The organism is Halioglobus sp. Uisw_031, assembly GCF_047729875.1.
GTDB lineage: Bacteria > Pseudomonadota > Gammaproteobacteria > Pseudomonadales > Halieaceae > Marimicrobium.
The window spans coordinates 640,124-657,282 of sequence record NZ_CP159826.1 but is presented as its reverse complement, the minus strand read 5'-3'; the positions used below and the strand labels follow the sequence as shown (position 1 = coordinate 657,282).

The 17,159-nt window shown below is 52.0% G+C and carries 15 protein-coding genes; 7 read left to right on the top strand and 8 right to left on the bottom strand.

The annotated features are described in order from the left end of the window. Nucleotides 1-70 precede the first annotated feature (70 nt). The 4 genes from leuS (at nt 71) to imuA (ending at nt 4,987) form a co-directional block, all read left to right on the top strand. Complete coding sequence (gene leuS, locus ABXT62_RS02975; RefSeq protein WP_415357061.1) at nt 71-2,518, top strand: leucine--tRNA ligase; 2,448 nt, start codon at nt 71-73, stop codon at nt 2,516-2,518. 21 nt (nt 2,519-2,539) lie between these two features. Beyond that, a complete protein-coding gene (gene lptE, locus ABXT62_RS02970) occupies nt 2,540-3,106 on the top strand; it encodes an LPS assembly lipoprotein LptE (RefSeq protein WP_415357060.1) in 567 nt (188 codons plus the stop codon). A gap of 6 nt (nt 3,107-3,112) precedes the next feature. Beyond that, nucleotides 3,113-4,123, top strand: a complete 1,011-nt coding sequence (gene holA, locus ABXT62_RS02965) for a DNA polymerase III subunit delta (protein ID WP_415357059.1) — start codon at nt 3,113-3,115, stop codon at nt 4,121-4,123. Nucleotides 4,124-4,258: 135 nt separating this feature from the next. Beyond that, nucleotides 4,259-4,987, top strand: coding sequence for a translesion DNA synthesis-associated protein ImuA (gene imuA / locus ABXT62_RS02960; protein ID WP_415357058.1), 729 nt, complete (start codon nt 4,259-4,261; stop codon nt 4,985-4,987). Between the two features lie 107 nt (nt 4,988-5,094). Here the strand turns inward: imuA and ABXT62_RS02955 are convergent, their stop codons facing one another. Further along, the gene (locus ABXT62_RS02955) at nt 5,095-5,400 is read right to left on the bottom strand and encodes a hypothetical protein (protein ID WP_415357057.1); all 306 of its coding nucleotides are present in this window, start codon (nt 5,398-5,400) and stop codon (nt 5,095-5,097) included. Between the two features lie 346 nt (nt 5,401-5,746). Between ABXT62_RS02955 and ABXT62_RS02950 the strand changes: the two genes are divergently transcribed. After that, nucleotides 5,747-7,174 (top strand): Y-family DNA polymerase, encoded by a 1,428-nt coding sequence (locus tag ABXT62_RS02950; protein WP_415357056.1) that lies wholly within the window; start codon nt 5,747-5,749, stop codon nt 7,172-7,174. A 24-nt stretch (nt 7,175-7,198) separates the two neighbouring features. On the opposite strand, the gene ABXT62_RS02945 is transcribed toward ABXT62_RS02950, so the two are convergent. The 3 genes from ABXT62_RS02945 to ABXT62_RS02935 all read right to left on the bottom strand — a co-directional run bounded on the left by ABXT62_RS02945 (nt 7,199) and on the right by ABXT62_RS02935 (nt 10,081). After that, nucleotides 7,199-8,221: an MBL fold metallo-hydrolase gene (locus ABXT62_RS02945; protein ID WP_415357055.1), complete on the bottom strand. Its 1,023-nt coding sequence runs from the start codon at nt 8,219-8,221 to the stop codon at nt 7,199-7,201. 83 nt (nt 8,222-8,304) lie between these two features. Then, nucleotides 8,305-8,559 carry a DUF2164 domain-containing protein gene (locus ABXT62_RS02940; protein ID WP_415357054.1) on the bottom strand — a complete coding sequence of 85 codons (255 nt, stop codon included), beginning with the start codon at nt 8,557-8,559 and terminating at the stop codon, nt 8,305-8,307. Between the two features lie 274 nt (nt 8,560-8,833). Next, entirely contained in the window at nt 8,834-10,081 is a 1,248-nt protein-coding gene (locus ABXT62_RS02935) for a sulfotransferase family protein (RefSeq protein ID WP_415357053.1), read from the bottom strand. Nucleotides 10,082-10,369: 288 nt separating this feature from the next. On the opposite strand from ABXT62_RS02935, the gene ABXT62_RS02930 reads away from it, so the two are divergent. After that, nucleotides 10,370-11,734, top strand: coding sequence for a phosphotransferase (locus ABXT62_RS02930; RefSeq protein ID WP_415357052.1), 1,365 nt, complete (start codon nt 10,370-10,372; stop codon nt 11,732-11,734). Between the two features lie 113 nt (nt 11,735-11,847). On the opposite strand, the gene ABXT62_RS02925 is transcribed toward ABXT62_RS02930, so the two are convergent. The 4 genes from ABXT62_RS02925 to ABXT62_RS02910 all read right to left on the bottom strand — a co-directional run bounded on the left by ABXT62_RS02925 (nt 11,848) and on the right by ABXT62_RS02910 (nt 14,939). Continuing rightward, complete coding sequence (locus ABXT62_RS02925) at nt 11,848-13,071, bottom strand: DUF1214 domain-containing protein (protein WP_415357051.1); 1,224 nt, start codon at nt 13,069-13,071, stop codon at nt 11,848-11,850. A 167-nt stretch (nt 13,072-13,238) separates the two neighbouring features. Beyond that, the gene (locus ABXT62_RS02920; protein ID WP_415357050.1) at nt 13,239-13,775 is read right to left on the bottom strand and encodes a pyridoxamine 5'-phosphate oxidase family protein; all 537 of its coding nucleotides are present in this window, start codon (nt 13,773-13,775) and stop codon (nt 13,239-13,241) included. 51 nt (nt 13,776-13,826) lie between these two features. Then, nucleotides 13,827-14,216, bottom strand: a complete 390-nt coding sequence (locus ABXT62_RS02915; RefSeq protein WP_415357049.1) for a cupin domain-containing protein — start codon at nt 14,214-14,216, stop codon at nt 13,827-13,829. Between the two features lie 81 nt (nt 14,217-14,297). Next, a complete protein-coding gene (locus ABXT62_RS02910; protein WP_415357048.1) occupies nt 14,298-14,939 on the bottom strand; it encodes an NAD(P)-dependent oxidoreductase in 642 nt (213 codons plus the stop codon). A 234-nt stretch (nt 14,940-15,173) separates the two neighbouring features. On the opposite strand from ABXT62_RS02910, the gene ABXT62_RS02905 reads away from it, so the two are divergent. Next, entirely contained in the window at nt 15,174-17,156 is a 1,983-nt protein-coding gene (locus ABXT62_RS02905; protein WP_415357047.1) for an alkyl/aryl-sulfatase, read from the top strand. Nucleotides 17,157-17,159 lie beyond the last annotated feature (3 nt).

Here is a 17,159-nt window from a genome sequence, read left to right as displayed (position 1 = left end):
GCAGCCTCATAAGAGATTGCAATTCGTTCGATTTCTCACCTCATACCAAGGACGCTTCGCGTAACTCGTAATGGATCAGCACTACAACCCACAGACTCTGGAAAAGGTCGCACAGGAACAATGGCTTTCAAGCAATAGCTTCGCCGTAAAACAGGACGATACGCGAGAAAAATTCTATTGCCTCGCCATGTTTCCCTACCCCAGCGGTCAGCTGCACATGGGGCACGTACGCAACTACACCATTGCCGACGTGATCGCTCGCTATCAGCGCATGCAAGGCAAGAATGTCCTGCAACCCATGGGCTGGGATGCCTTTGGCCTGCCTGCGGAAAACGCGGCTATCAAGAATAACGTTCCACCGGCGCAGTGGACTGCCCAGAACATCGATTACATGCGAACACAACTGCAGCGGCTAGGTTTCGCCTACGACTGGGACCGAGAGCTGGCCACGTGCGATCCAACATACTACCGCTGGGAACAGTGGTTTTTTACCCGCCTGTTTGAAAAAGGGTTGGCATACAAGAAAAAGGCCGAGGTCAACTGGTGTGAAACCGACCAGACCGTGCTGGCTAACGAACAGGTCGTCAACGGCTGTTGCTGGCGCTGTGATACTCCGGTGGAACGGCGCGAGATCGACCAGTGGTTCATTAAGATAACCGACTACGCCGAACAACTGTTAGCTGACCTAGACAAACTGGACCAGTGGCCGGAGCAGGTGCGCACCATGCAGCGCAACTGGATCGGCCGCTCCGAAGGAGTGGATCTGGATTTCACCCTCGCTGATGGCACGACACTGAGTGTTTACACTACCCGCCCAGACACACTGATGGGCGTGACCTACCTGGCCGTCGCACTCCAGCATCCTCTGGCCAGAGCAGCGGCTAAAGGCAAGCCGGAACTGGCTGCTTTCATCGAGTCACAGGGCAACATCAAGGTCGCCGAAGCCGACATGGCTACCATGGAAAAGGTGGGCATGGCGACCGGTCTAATGGCCACCCACCCCATAACCGGCAAAGAGCTGCCTGTTTGGGCCGCCAATTTCGTACTCATGAGTTATGGCTCGGGTGCCGTCATGTCAGTGCCCGGTCACGATCAGCGCGACTGGGAGTTTGCGACACGCTACGACCTACCCATCGCGCAGGTCATCTCCCCTGCCAACGATCAAGCGTGTGATCTTAGCCTTGGCGCGTTTACTGAAAAGGGGGTGCTGGTCAATTCAGGCGAATTCGACGGTCTGGATTTCCAGCAGGCCTTTTCGACTATCGCCGATCGCCTTGAGGCTGAGGGCAAGGGAAAGCGTTCTGTAAACTTTCGCCTGCGGGACTGGGGCGTCTCACGCCAGCGCTATTGGGGCGCACCCATTCCCATTATTAACTGTGACAGCTGCGGTGCGGTTGCTGTCCCTGCCGAGGACTTGCCGGTCGTCCTGCCCACCGACATCAAATTTGTGGGAGAGGGCTCTCCCCTCAAACAGATGCCTGAATTTTACCAAACCCATTGTCCTCGTTGCGGCAAAGATGCCATCCGAGAAACCGACACCTTCGATACTTTCATGGAATCCTCTTGGTACTATGCACGCTACGCTTGCGCCAATAATAACCAAACTATGCTGGATGCCGAGGCGGATTATTGGGCCCCGGTAGACCAGTATGTGGGTGGTATCGAACACGCTATCCTCCATCTGCTGTACTCGCGCTTTTTCCACAAGCTGATGCGGGACGAGGGGCTGGTGAATTCTGATGAGCCATTCATCCGTTTGCTGACTCAAGGAATGGTACTGAAAGACGGCGTCAAAATGTCCAAATCCAAGGGCAACACCGTCGACCCGCAGTCGTTGATTGATCGCTACGGTGCCGACACTGTGCGCCTGTTCAGCATGTTCGCGGCGCCTCCAGAGCAATCTCTGGAGTGGTCAGACTCAGGTGTGGAGGGTGCCAACCGATTCCTCAAACGACTTTGGAAAATGGCGGCTATACACACTGCATCCGGTCCTGTCTTGGCGCTGGACATAGCCGCCCTGAACGATCAACAAAAAAATACCCGCCGCAAAACGCATGAAACCATTGCCAAGGTGAGTGACGATTATGGTCGCCGTCAGACATTTAATACGGCCATCGCCGCGATCATGGAGCTGTGCAACGAACTGGGCAAACTGGACAACGATGAATCCAGTCGTAGCATAATTGACGAGGCTCTCCACGCTATCGTGTTGATGCTCAATCCCATTGTGCCCCATGTGTGTCACGCACTGTGGCCGATCCTCGGTGGCAAGGGTGATATTCTCAATGCCCCTTGGCCCCGTGTTGACGAAGGCGCTCTTCCCCGCGACAGCATCGAAATAGTCGTTCAGGTGAACGGCAAAGTACGCGCGAGAATAGAAGTCCCCGTCGATGCCGATAAGGATACCGTAGAATCGCTGGCACGTTCGCAGCAGAACGTGGGGCGTTTTTTGGAAGAACTCACCGTGCGTAAAGTTATTGTAGTGCCGGGCAAACTCATTAATATCGTGGCCAACTAACCCCTGACGATGAGACTCACCATGGACAGTCGCCTTAGCCAATACAGCTTAATTTTTGTCATGACCTGTCTACTTGCTGCCTGCGGATTCCAACTGCGTGGTCTGGGCAGCATGGCCATACCGGAAGCATGGAAGAGTATGTATCTGGTCACTAACAGCCCAAACAGTGACTTCAGCCGGGACGTGGTGTCACAGCTTGCCGCCAATGATGTGCAGTGGACCGATCGTGAAAATGCCACTTTCAGGCTGGTGCTGAGTCCAGAGCTCTTTAAACAACGCAATCTTTCTCTCAACTCCGAGGCCCGAGTCGCCGAACTCGAACTCACCATGAGCTCGAAATTTAGGATAGTCGATGCCCGCAACGAGGAAATTATGCCGCTAACCACTGTGCTGGTGGTTAAGCAAATGGAAAATAACCCGCGTAATGTGGTCGGCAAGGCCGCGGAAGTTCGGCTGATCCAGGGCGAAATGAGCACTGAACTGGCCGCACAGATCATGCGGCGTATTAGTTTTTACGCTGCCAGTTTCCAGTACTCGACACCCGCTTCACTTCCAACGACAACACCAGCCTCTGTCCCGGCGCAATAGTCAGTCATGCGCCTATACCCCGAGAAACTGGCCGACCATCTGCAGCAAAAACTTCTTCCTGTCTATCTGGTGAGTGGCGATGAGCCCCTGTTATTGCAGGAGTGCTGTGACCAAATTCGCCAGAAAGCACGAGCAGAGAATTGTAACGAACGTGAGATTATCGAAGGGGGCGTCTCTAATTTCAACTGGCAGGATATCCTGCATAGCGCTTCTAACATGTCACTGTTTGCCGATCGCAAGCTGATTGAGCTGCGTCTACCCAGTGGCAAGCCAGGAGCGGAAGGCAGCAAAGCCCTGTGCGAATATCTAGACATCGCCAGCGGCGACGATGTACTGCTGATTGTGTCGGGAAAAATTGACAAACAATCGACCAATAGCAAGTGGTATAAGGCCCTCGACAAGGCGGGTGTCACTGTCCAGGTGTGGCCGGTGGATGCCAAGAATCTGCCCCGCTGGCTGCAACAAAGAGTCCGCAACGCTGGCATGAGTATCGATGACGATGCCCTGCGGTTGCTGTGTGAGCGGATGGAGGGCAACCTGTTGGCCGCGGTGCAGGAAGTTGAAAAACTGAAACTGTTGGCAGCAGATTCTAAAATTACGATGCAAACGGTCACCGAAGCGGTATCCGACAATGCCCGCTACAACCTGTTCGACATGGCCGATAACGCCCTGAAAGGCAACGCCAGCGTCAGCTTGCGCATGCTGTATGGACTTCGCGCAGCAGGTACGGAGCCCCCAGTGGTATTGTGGGCCTTAGTCCGGGAGATTCGGACTCTTTACGAAGCACAACTGGATTGCGACAGCGGTCAAAGTACACAGCAGGCGCTCAGCTCTCGGCGCGTATGGCAAAATCGCATGCCCTTGATGCAGGCCGCGCTAACGCGCCACAACACGCACTCGTTATCTTTGCTGCTGGAGCAGGCCGCTCGAGCGGACGGCAGTATCAAAGGTTTTGCTGACGGCAAACCCTGGGATAATCTCTCACGTCTGGTCATCACGCTATGCCGGGCTAATTAAGTACTCGCTTGTTTTCTGGCCTATTATAGAATTCGACAGCTCCCAACCCCGTCATTCATAGCTTGCATTCTGTCTTTTTCAATACTACTGTATGTATATACAGTTTTATAGACAGACAACCCCGAGGTGCAGGCTATGAATGAGATGCTGGAACAGATTATCAATCGCAACGACACTTGGCGTGGGCGCCCCCCCCACTTTCAGGGTCAGAGTATTTCAGCGAATAGCGATTGCAACGGCTCTTCGAGCCTTTCCTCTGGCCATGCAGCACTGGATGCACAATTGCAGCAGGGCGGCTGGCCTCTGGACGGTACCATTGAGTTGCTAAGCGACGGCTGTGGGCTGGGCGCCATGGGCCTGTTCCTGCCCGCCATGGAGCGCCTTAGTGACCAGGGCCGCTGGCAAGTATTTATCGCTCCACCCTATACACCCTATGCCCCACTTTTGGCCGCTCGAGGTATCGACACCCAACAGATTTTGATGGTCCATCCTAAAAATCGTCAGGAGCGTTTATGGGCGACCGAACAAGCTCTGCGCAGTACCACCTGCAGCGCAGTATTCAGCTGGCTGGGCGCACAAGACTACAGCTACAGCGAATTGCGCAAACTACAATTGGCGGCCGCCAATGGGAATAGCCTGGCCGTACTGTTTCGCCCCAACCAGGCACACCACAACAGCGCTCCCTCCAGCCTGCGCATGCAGATGCGCGAGTACCGCAAAGTACACATACTCAAGCAACGTGGCGGCAACCAGTCCATCGACGTGGATCTATCTCCCGCAAAAGATGAGCTACTGCAACCACAACTATGGGAATTACCGGTCTGGACAGCTAATAGCCAACACAGTCCTGCAATGGGCGTGTAGCCTGCGGCGACTTAATTGCCCATGCACGCTTGTTTATCCGCCCGCCATAGAGGTTGTAGGTTTCCTAATCACACTCATCTTCACTTACCTGCTGGAGAGTACGAGTCCTATTTCTCTGCAAGGAGATTGGAGCGAACCTGGAATTCAATGACTTCATCATTGTAAACTCGAGAAAAGTCTTCGACTTTTGCGACCAAAATTAGGTGTTGCTGAGGGCCCATTACGTCACATCCTATGTAGGCCTCCGCATGCAGCAGGTACTTTTCTGCCGCCAACTGCCCCCTGTACATTACTTCATCACTGGCGACTGCGCCATCAGGCAACACGGGCAACTCGCCCGGCCTCTTAACAGGACAGTCAGCAGAGGCATTGAATGCCAGACAGATCAGGACAGTCATTAATAAAACTTTCATCAGTAGATCTCCCGCATGTAACTTTAAGTAACATAACTCAAAGAATATGTTACTACTATCTACCCATCGCAGATCAATCACAACCTCGATTCTGCATATTATTCATTAAATATTGTACATAAATAGTGATCTAAAGCAGTGATCCAAAGTTCTAATTCGTGCACCAATTTGTCACCTAAGGTAACAATTAAGGGTACAGAATGTGGCCCAGACACCACAAAAGTGGTGCTTTATCGCTGCCGGCAGAGAAATAGATAGCAATAATACTGTATGTATATACAGTATTATTGCTATCATAAAAATGTTGTCTTTGCCGTTTACAGGCCACTACTCGAGGGAAAAAATTGTGAGCCTTTGGCTGTGCCTGCGCTTTGACCAGCTACCTCTGCAATGCCTGAGCCACTGTGAACAACAGCCCGTGGCAGTCATGGCCGCACAGCGCGTGATTCGTATCAATGACTGTGCCGCCGCCCTAGGAATACGTCAGGGCATGGGTGCCGCGACGGTACGGGCACTCGCAGGCGAAGAGCCGATCCGCTTGCTGGAACGAGACAAGCAGGCGGAACAACGCTGCCTGCAGCAACTGTGCTGCTGGGCTTATAGCATCACTCCTACCCTTTACACCTGGCAATTCGACTGTCTGCAGCTGGAAATCGAGGGCTGCCTAAGTCTGTACCAAGGGCTGGATGCTCTGCTAGCAGAAGTGGCCATGGGCATCAGCAGCCGCGGCTATTGCGCACATCACGGACTGGCGCCGACGCCCAAAGCCGCCTGGCTACTGTCCTTTGCTCCCAGAGTCACGGCCATGGCGATACAGCAACCACTGGAACAACGGCTGAGCCCCCTGCCCCTGAATCTCCTGAAAGAATTCACTGCTACCGTGAACTCTCTACGCCGGGCAGGCCTGCACACAGTGGGTGATGTGCTCGCGCTGCCACCTGCGGCACTGGGCCGGCGCTGTGGCAAAGCGTTTACCCATTTTCTACAACAGCTTATGGGCCAGCGAGAAGACCTGCAGACAGACTACTGCCCCCCCTCGAGCTTCAAAGATGAATATTGGTTTGGCTACGAGGTAAAAACCAACCATGAGCTAACCCCCGCCGTGCAACAACTGCTGCAGTCATTGTGTTATTTTCTGCGCAACACCCAACTGCAGACCAGTGAAATTAACTGGCAGCTAATCAGCAGTGATAAAAAACTACAGAATATCTGTGTGCGCAGTGCCAGCAGCCACAGTGACTGGAAAAACTGGCACCAGCTCACCTGTCTTCGCTTTGAACAACTGAATCTGACCAACAGCGTAGAAGGCCTAGCCCTGGCGTGTCCGCAACTGCAACCCGGCCAGCAGGAAAGTATCGATCTGTTCAACCCCCACAACCAGCGTGAACCTCTGGCTGCCCTGCTAGACCGGCTGCGCAACCGACTGGGATTACAGGCCGTTAAAAAGCTCGGTTGTCGGGACGAGCACCTGCCAGAGTTTGCGATGCTGGTCAGCAACGACCATCCTGGGAATGAACATAGCCCAAGTCCACACTGCGCCCAGCGCCCCTTCTGGTTGATGCCACAACCCAAAGAACTACGCCAACACGGCAAAAATCTGTACTGGAACGGCGCCCTAAGCATGGTATGTGGACCAGAACGGATTGAGGACAACTGGTGGCAAGAGCCGGTGAGTAGGGATTATTACATCGCGGCAGATAAGGGCGGCCAACGCTACTGGGTGTTTCGTGACCGCCTGACCCAGCAATGGTATGTCCACGGGGCTTTTGTCTGACAGCGAACGCCCAGCATCATGCGATCACTCGAACAACACCACCTCCTCAAAACGAGGCAGCGTACTAAAGTGTAATTCAGGATTGTCGGCTGCCTTATCATGCAGAAATAACCGAGTATCTTCCTGCCCCCCGGAAATGAAAGTCACTGCCTGGACCGGCCCCCTAAACGGGCCTTCCGCCGGCCCTGTGAGACTGTCAAAATGAATAGGGATAATATGCGTGGGTGCGGTGGCATCCACTGTCTCGCGCCAGAACGTCTCGCGGTAATCGGCTGTTTGCGACCCCAAACCACCGACGCCGAGAAAGACAATATCAGCGTCCAGACCCTGCAATGCGCCCTCCACATAACCCGCACTACCCACTATTAACCAACTTCCCTTGGGGTGACTGACATGCAGGACCCACGCGGTACCCACGCGGTAATCAAACACGCGCACCGGTGGCACCAAAGGCACGGTAAGCTCTGGGTTTCCCAGCGCACGCTCGCGAATCGCTGGGTCGGGAAACTCAAAATGTCGGGATTCAATCGGCGTAATCACAAACTTCCCCAACTGCACAGGTTCGCGGTCTACCAGCACCTGTATCTGCGACTCGGGCAGCCCCCATCCACGGCCAATATTGGCCGTGGACTCCGAACCAAGTAATAACGCGCCAGTGCGCCTGGCAACCTCTGGCGCATCCATAGCGTGATCATAATGAGAGTGCACCGGCAACACCGCCGCCAATTCAACAACATGATTGTCCGCCAGACCCCGCTCTATGTTCGACAGATCCGGCGCAATTTTTCCCAATAACAAACGCAGGGGACCAGGGCGACTAAACCACCCATCCGTCATCCATTGTGTCTCGCCGTCACTAAACAACAAGGTCGCTGTGCCGCTAAAGCGCACCGTCACCGCATCCTCCGGTATAGGATCGGCACCTAACACTGCCCACTCAGGCTCTACCGGTACCGCTGTGTAAATATTCAGGGCATAAACTAGGAACAATGCCGAGGACAGAACAACCAACAATAACAGTGCCAGAACGCCACGCCGCAAACTCATAAAAAATCCTCTAATTGATGCATTGAGCGCCAGGTTCGTGCAACGCAGACACCGCTTCCTCAGCCCGCTGAGCCGGTGCAATGCTACTTGATAAACTGTGTCGGCTTTTCAATTTCATAAATTGCTTCAGCGATATTTTCCATGCGGCTTGCCAAAATACCTTGGGCGTCATACAAACCCCGATTGTAAAAATAGGCTCCAATTTCCTCGGCAAAAAAATCCAACAAGAAACCCGCATCGAACTGCCCTACTTCCTGATCGAGCTCCTCGTGCAAATAAAGCTGTATCTTGCGACAAATAATATCGCGCTCGTCACTCGTAAATACAATTTCTGACATGATTACCCTTATGATCGATAAGTCTTAAAAAAGTTTTTATGTTGCACTGTATATCCTAATATACTAACGCCATAACATACATTTTCCCCATTTTGTCTTATCTTATTTGCTGCTATTTTGCATTCGAAATAATGCATAAGCGTGATCGCCTGCATGAAAGAACACCGGACTCATCGGCCTAGCAGTTGGACAGCGATCTCGGTGCGTGCAGTGGTCAACTAATTCTCGACCACGGGGTCGGCTTCCATCTGCTACAGTAGTAGCCAGCGCCTACTTATGACTCTTTCTCAACCTGATAACTCTCTATGTAGTCTTGGGCTTGTTGCTCTAACGTTTCAGTATCCATGCCCCAGTCTTCTGGCAAGTACTGGTGCTTCCCATGTTTACCTTTTGGCTTCTGCGCCAAATATCCTGTAATCGCACGTTGATAATCTTGACTGAAAGCCTTTCCTGCTTGGCGATAAACCCCTTCTAATGCTTTCACCGGATCCCTCATTAAATCACTAAAATGTAAGTCGATAAAACGTTGTGGGAGTTCGCCAGCTTGTCTCCTTCGATACACATCCATCATCATGTCATTTCTGGCATTACCCGCAAGCTCTAGCAACTGCTCTGAACCCTCTCTATCACTACGCATGTACCGAGTGGCCGCTAGAGTCGACATACCAGAAGGCACTGTTTTTAATGGATCTCTGTGGTTCAGGATAATCCAAGCGTCAGGATACATCGAGAATACCAAATCAAGCATCGGTAGATACGTTGGTGTTTTTAGTACCCAGTGCGGCACTTTGTTACCCGCATGTTTTTTCCTGTGTTCGAACTGCATCACCTGCATAACAACTTTTTGGTATTTCATCGCCGCCTCAGGATCCATTGGAAACGTTTGTACGTCATGAAGCACCCACCAAAGCATGCCACCAAAAGAGGGCTTTTGAACACCGATGCACTCATCCGGAATGTCCGAACGCAACTCATGTATGGCGGCCATTTGCGGGCAGACATCTAGCCATAAGTCTTGCTCACACTCAGTGAGCCGCAACAGGGTTGCTTCGTCACCCAAGTCATCGGTGGGGTGAAAAGCCTTCCATGCGATGGGTGCCAGTGAGTCTACATCCTGGCTGAGCAACTCAAGCGTAATTGTGGTGCCCGAACGTCCTGTGCCGGTAATAATAAACGGCTCAACAATTTCTTCATTCAGGATTTCGGGCTGCTCGGTGATTTTTTTAGTGAGATATAGTCGGCTTTGCAAACAACGTAAAATCTCTTGTCGCACTTGAAGTCGGCCCATAACATTTAAATCAGCTTCGGCATCTAGGCTTGCAACCAAGCCCTTCAATCGGCCCTGCCAATCACCATCAATACGCTCACCAAAATCACTTAACCCAGTGACACGGCGGCTGGCCTCAATCATTTCGTTGGCTTCGAGGCTGATTAATTCAGCCGCTCCGCCGACTGTCTTGGCCATTAAATTAATCCGGTTGACTAAATCTGGACGAGGGAATCTTTCGGCGAGCGTTTTCATAATAGGCACACATTCAGTGGGAAAAAAACAACGCCACGGTAACGCTGCCCAACAATACGCAAAATATACGGATTACGGCCCACAGTTACCAGACCTAGGGGTCTAAGCTCACGATTGTTAACAACAAGGCCTATTAAGATCTCCGGGGCCAGTTGCGCAACAACAGGGGCCTAAGGCATTAGACTAACAATCTGGTCGCTACAGCATATTTGGCGGCAAATGCTTGTTGTTGTCATCATCATCAGGCTATAAACGTGTCAAATGCGCGATCTAGAGCGAGACTGAAGGATGAGTAAAATTTTTCATGACTTACCCCATGGTCTCTATGAATGGGTGGAACAAAGTGGTGGTGGCTCTATTACACGTCTGGAGCGGCACCTTGCGCGCAGGGAAGCATGGGTAGTGGACATTACCGCACCCGGAGGCCACGTGACGGAAGGATTCCTCCGCTTGGACCGAAACCCGATTAAGGGAAGTGCAGCGTCACTCTATAAAGAAGCTATGATCTGTCAAGCGCTTGAGGACACTGATATTCCGGCGCCAAGGCTGTATGCCTGGAGTGATGACCATTGCGCTGCGTTGCTTGCGCGAGACGCGGGTCGCTCGGACATTGATAAGCTAGAAGACACGGCACGTCAGCGAGCGATTATGCAGGACTTCATCAAAATCATAGCGCGCTTGCACCGCCTCAACACTGATACGCTTGGCCTTGATAAGGTGTTGGGCGCGAAACCGCAGACCGCGGCAGAACTGGCGCTGGGAGACCTCGATCTCCAACTGCGCAACTTTAAACGCTTTTTGGACAACTACACTGATCCGCTAATGACTTATGCGGTCCAATGGCTGCGGCAGCACGTGCCTCTGGAGGTGCCGCAAATGGCTTTGGTTCAGGGCGACACCGGCCCGGTTAATTTTATGTTTCAGCAGAATAAGGTCAGCGTAGTCGTTGACTGGGAGTGGGGTCACTGGGGCGACCCGATGGAGGATCTGGGCAATATCTGTGTGCGTGAGTTCTGGAACCCCTGCGGCGGTCTTGACGGGCTGTTCAAATTGTACGAGCAGGAATCGGGTTTACCCTATCAGCGTTTCTCAGCGCAGTATTACCGCATTCAGCAAAACGTACGCGGCATGGTGGGAATTCACGCAGTGTGTGCCAAACCGCCGCAGCAGGAGCCGCTCGCGTGGTATCTGTGTTATCGCTATGTTACTGACCGAGCCACCTGTGAAGGCATTGCCGATGCGATGGGTATACGCATTGCGCGTCCCGAAATGCCAACCACAACGGCACGGGCCGATCTACTCGTGAGCACAGCCGCCGATAGTTTACGGCGCGATGTTTTGCCACGGGTTGACAATGCGTTTGCTCATTCAAGAGCCCAGGACGCGGCAAGACTTATAGAATGCCTAGACCGGCGTTCGCGTTTTAGTGCCACCTTGAACGACACCGAGCGTGAAGAAATAGGTGAGTTGCTGGGCCACCGTTTTGCTGGTGTGACGCAGGCGCAGCAGGCGCTTGTCACTGCCATTGAAGCGCGGACCCTGGATGATGAAAAATTACTGCAATATCTTGCGCGCAAAGCCTATCGGGATGAGTGGCTCTATGCGCCTGTTGTCGAGCTGTATCCAGATCGTCAATGGTCAGCTCTGGACTGAGACTCGTGTTTTGGTCTGGCACCACAGTTGAAGGCCTAAGCGTTAGCGCTACTGTGACCAACACATATCTCCGCTGGCATATGTACTACGGAAGCGAAACGCGGCGACAGGTTCTACAAATCACTAAGCTTGACTACTTTAACATCCGGCATGGGAATGTTGTCGCCTTTACTGCCCAGCCATCGGAAGGTCATGAACCCAAACTCTTGACCACTGGTATCGAGCCAATTTGGGTGCCCAGGATTTTGATGAGCAATCACAAATTCAACCTTGCCATCACTCTCATAAGTCACTTCTTCTAGCGTTAGCGATACGGGACGATGCAAATAATCGGTTGTTTCGTGCCAACGAGATTCTAAGGTGAAGTTCCAATACCGCGATTGCGGGGGCTCAACCCGAACCACCAGTGCTTCATCTTGAGCCAGTTGATAACTTCCCACCATATATAAATTATCTGCACTACTGATTGCGCCACCCAGTGACTCGGAGGTGGTTTGGATGAACCTGTTTTTTTCCTCCAGCAATTCAGGCAGCACGTATTTGTGCAGCGTTGACAGCTTTAAAAATGCATAGCTTGTACCGATCAATGCGTTGGCAATGTCATCATCAGTGGGCGGCACAAACGGTGGTTTCTCTCCCAGTATCTCGATTGACAGTGTCGGCAGCACTTCAACGCTGCGGTCGGCAATGTATTCTCTAACCAAAATGCCAGAGGCATCTTCAGGTATTTGTATCCAGTTGGCCGGACCAGCAGAGTTCCCGTAAGCATCAAGATCTGGCTGTTCTTTGGTAAGCAGCAACGTGAAGTTGCCCTGTTCATCAACATTCAATTCGAGGTCGTTGATATACCCAACTTGGCGGCGCGGGGTCATACCTTTACCCCCCGTGATCGTAAACCCAATATAGGGGACAGTCCCTCGGATCCCCGTAATAATATAATCATACTGCCCATCAATCTGAACATTATGATACTCGGCGTCCGGATTATCACCACCGACCTTGCGAACTAGCGTATCCATTTGCTGAAAATGCGGATAGCGCGGATTACCATCAGCCGCCACTTCAGCACTCATCGCCATCACCCGCAGCAACCAGCGCATGCCCTCTATAGCCTCTTGCTGTGTTTGTGCCTCATCCAACACCATTTGATGCGTGCGATCGAACATAGCCTTAAAATCGATCATCGCCTGATTTGATTTTAATCCGGTATAGTTTGACTCATGACTACTTCCAACACTCGTTATCGCGGCTACAAGGCCGGCACCACGGGGCAACTGAAATCCGATGTAAACACCCACCACCAGCACTAGAACGAATGCAATTAACTTCTTTATCATGTTGGTGGTGCTCCTCACTAATTAGTAAACGTGGTGCCTAGCCTCTGTTCAGAGTATCAAGTCGGCATGAAAATAAATGATATTACATTAAATTTTCGAACGCCAAACTCCTCTAGAGACGTGATTGTGAGCAGCGAGCTGGGCTTTCTAGGGCTGACCTGTCTTCATCATATTCCAGTGTCTGTATCATTCAGACTCTTAGCATTCTTCTCCATCCAGTAGTCACTTATGCCGGCTTCACCATGGTTATCAGCCCACTTAGTCAGCGTGGGCCTCTCTCCCTCTAGTCTGAAATAAGGCACAGCGTAACCGCAAGAGGTCTGCACTAGCTCTATACTCAAGGAAAAAACTTGGCGTGCTCCCGTATAGGAAGGGAACAGCGCTGATAATTCATCCCAGCGCTCGTCACGAGGATGAATCGCCACCGCCTGACCATAGAGACGCATAATCAGTGGCTGCTTGCCGAAAGAACAAAACATAACTGTCATACGGCCGTTTTCCAGGACATGTGCGGCCGTCTCATTGCCACTCCCAGTCAGGTTCAACCAGGCAACAGTAGAATCGTCAAGAATACGAAAACTGTCCATGCCCTTAGGTGATACATTGACATAACCCTCTGCGCCCGCTGTACTCACAAAGTACAGATGCTGCTGCTGGATAAACACTTTATGCGAGTGATCAAGCTTTTCAAATTTCTCAGACATAACTTTTCTCCAGTATGCCAAGGCGACATTGTCTCAAAGGCGATGTGCTGTTCAATCCTCACTATCAACGTATACAGCCTCGGAAAAACGAGGTGAACAGATCGCCAGAAATACCAGGTCACTAGAGCCCGTGTTAGTGATGCGCTGGTGCGCCTCAGGCGGAATCAGCACTACATCTCCAACGCTGACATGATTTGGCTTGAGATCATCAATCTCCACTAGACCAGAACCCTCAAGGACAACATAACGCTCACCCGTCCCCTGTAAATAATGCCACCGAGTTGTCTTGCCTGGCTCCAGACGTGCTCGTGCGATAGAGATATCGGGATCATCTGCGGAGTTCGATAACTCGCTAATGAAGCAACCTTCGGCGATGAGGTGCTCAGGGGTCGCACTGTTAGATTTTGTACAGGCCTTCATCGCACTCGCCAGCTCTGTCATTTCACTGTTTCCTATTTTTAGGTTTACTGAGGACTTATATTGCAATGACCCATAACGGTAACACCGCCAAGCGACTGGCGACTAGTACTGCACAATCGGCACCCGACCTCGCCATGTGTCATCTTCAAGCATTTCCACCATGGCGTGCGCGCAGTCGGCAAAGGAAATGCTGGATAAGCCACTGAATGCGTTGTAGCCCAGTCGATACTCACCCTTCTTTACCCCGGGTCTCATCTGCAGTGGCCGCACTCCCATCCAGCAGAGATCCGTATTCTCATCTAAAAGATTCAACTGATGCTCTTTGTCTGCATGTCGATGCCTGAGAAAGGTTTCCGAGAACCAGCGCACAAATCGTGCCCCAAACGTCATTACATCGTCTACACGAATATTACTACCACCGCCACACCAGACCAGCTTCAGGCTCTGCTGCTTGCGCATAACGGCTAGAATATGACGCGTAACATCTGTACACAGATCAGGTGGCGAGGTTCTTTCATCAACCCCTATCGCAAACAGAATTGCATCTGTCCCGGATGGAATAGCACGGGCAACATCCTCAGCGATCAAGCCGTCACCCTTGATAACGGTAATGGCGTCTCGCAATCCATCCGGCAGTTTTTCTGGGCTGCGCACTAGTACGGTCATGTCATGACCGGCCTGCAAACATTGGTCGAGACATTCCCTACCCAAATTACCAGTAGCACCGAAAAGAGACACTTTCATATCAATACAAATCCTGAACAACATTTCAACGGTGTCACCGCATGATAGCGCGACTCATCACCTCACCATACAGCTTGACAGTATACCGCGGCTCTATACTATCGTGTTGCACACCTAATGTTTAGCTCGGTGCTTTTCCTGCTTAAGAGCAAGGCAAACAGCTGCCAGCGACTGGCTTAAAATCTTATCCTATCATTTCGATTCGCCATTGAATCTCAAACCAGGAGAAACTCCATGCCCAAAGTCCTAAGGTTCGGAAAAGGGCTTCTGATTTTTGCTCTTCTTGCACTACTGTTAGCGTGTGAGAGAGAGCAGCCCACAGATACTACAATAGGCGCTCAGGGCAATACGCCAGCTACCAACGCCACGATCTTCGCTAACGCTAAAGTTCGAAAGGAATTGAATCTCGGCGACCAGACGGACTTCGAAGATGCACGCCGAGGTCTCATCGCTGTGCCAACAGCGCTTGAGGTAGCGGGCCCCGGGGATTCCATTGTCTGGGATATGCCCTCCTACGATTTTATACAAGGCGAGGCCCCAGATACCGTTAATCCCAGCCTGTGGCGTCAGGCCACACTGAATAATAATCACGGGCTTTATGAGGTCACTGAGGGCGTATACCAATTGCGTGGCTTCGATCTCTCCAATATGAGTATTATCGAAGGGCAAACCGGGTGGATCATCGTAGATCCACTGACCTCCAAGGAAACCGCTGCTGCCGCAATTGCTTTTGCCAGAGAACACCTCGGGAACAAGCCAGTTTCAGCGATTATTTTCACCCACTCCCATATAGATCACTTCGGCGGGGTAGCATCCGTTCTAGGTGCTGAAGACAACACAGAGATTTTTGCCCCGGCTGGGTTCATGGATGAGGCTACTAGTGAAAACGTTATCGTGGGCAGCACCATGAGTCGGCGCTCTATGTACATGTACGGCAGCCAGCTAGAACACTCTGCAAAAGGCCACATTGGATCTGGGCTTGGAAAAGGCCCTGCCTTTGGCAGCCCCGGTATAGCTGCGCCTACCCACATTATCGATACCACTGGAGAGTCGACCATCATCGACGGGGTTGAGTTCATTTTCCAAAATGCGGCGGGCTCCGAAGCGCCGGCTGAGCTGACTTTTTACCTACCAGAACTGAAAGCCTTCTGCGGCGCCGAAGTCGTATCTCGTAATATGCATAACCTCTATACCCTGCGTGGTGCCAAGGTGCGTGATGCCCGCAAATGGAGCCACTACATTAACGAGGCCATCGAATTATTTCCGGATACTGAGGTGTATTTTGGCAGTCATCACTGGCCCCTGTGGGGCAATGAGACGATCATCGATTTCTTGAAGAAGCAACGCGATATGTACCGGTACATTCACGATCAGACCCTACGCCTGGCTGCTAGTGGTCACACACCGAGAGAGATCGCCGATTTACTAGAAATGCCCGAGGCACTGCGCACCAGCTTTTCTAATCGTGGCTACTACGGCACGCTAAAGCACAATGCCAAAGCCGTATACCAGATGTACTTTGGCTGGTATGACGGCAACCCGGCCAACCTCGACCCCTTGCCACCGCGAATGTCAGCTGAACGCTATGTTGAGATGATGGGCGGCAGTGACGCCATCATGAAACAGGCCAGAACAGACTTCGCTGAAGGCGAGTATCGTTGGGTTGCAGAGTTGCTCAATCATCTGGTGTTTGCAGAACCGGACAATAAAGCAGCCAAAGCTTTATTAGCGCAAACCTACGATCAAATGGCCTACATGGCGGAGTCAGGCCCCTGGCGCGACGTGTACCTTACAGGCGCACTCGAGCTACGGCAGGGCGCTCCTGCAGCAGGCCTCGACCTCTCCAACGCGATTGACCTGATCGAAGAGACGCCCGTTGATCAATTCTTTGAGCTTATGGCGGTCATGCTTAACGGGCCTAAGGCAGACGGCGAGACCTTCGTCTTGAACATCACCTTTACCGACCTAGAAGAGAACTACGTCCTGGAGTTAGAAAATGCCGTCCTCCACCAGCACAAAGGAAGTCCCTCACCCAATGCAGACGCGAGTATTTATATCACACATGCGCTCTTTGTACAGATGCTGACGGGAGGCGCGGGAGCAAGCGACATACTATTTTCGGACGATATTTCTATTGAGGGCAGCAAGCTAGGTCTAGTGAAATTTTTTGCTCTGCTGGACACGCCGGAGGCCTCATTCAATATTGTGACGCCTTAACAG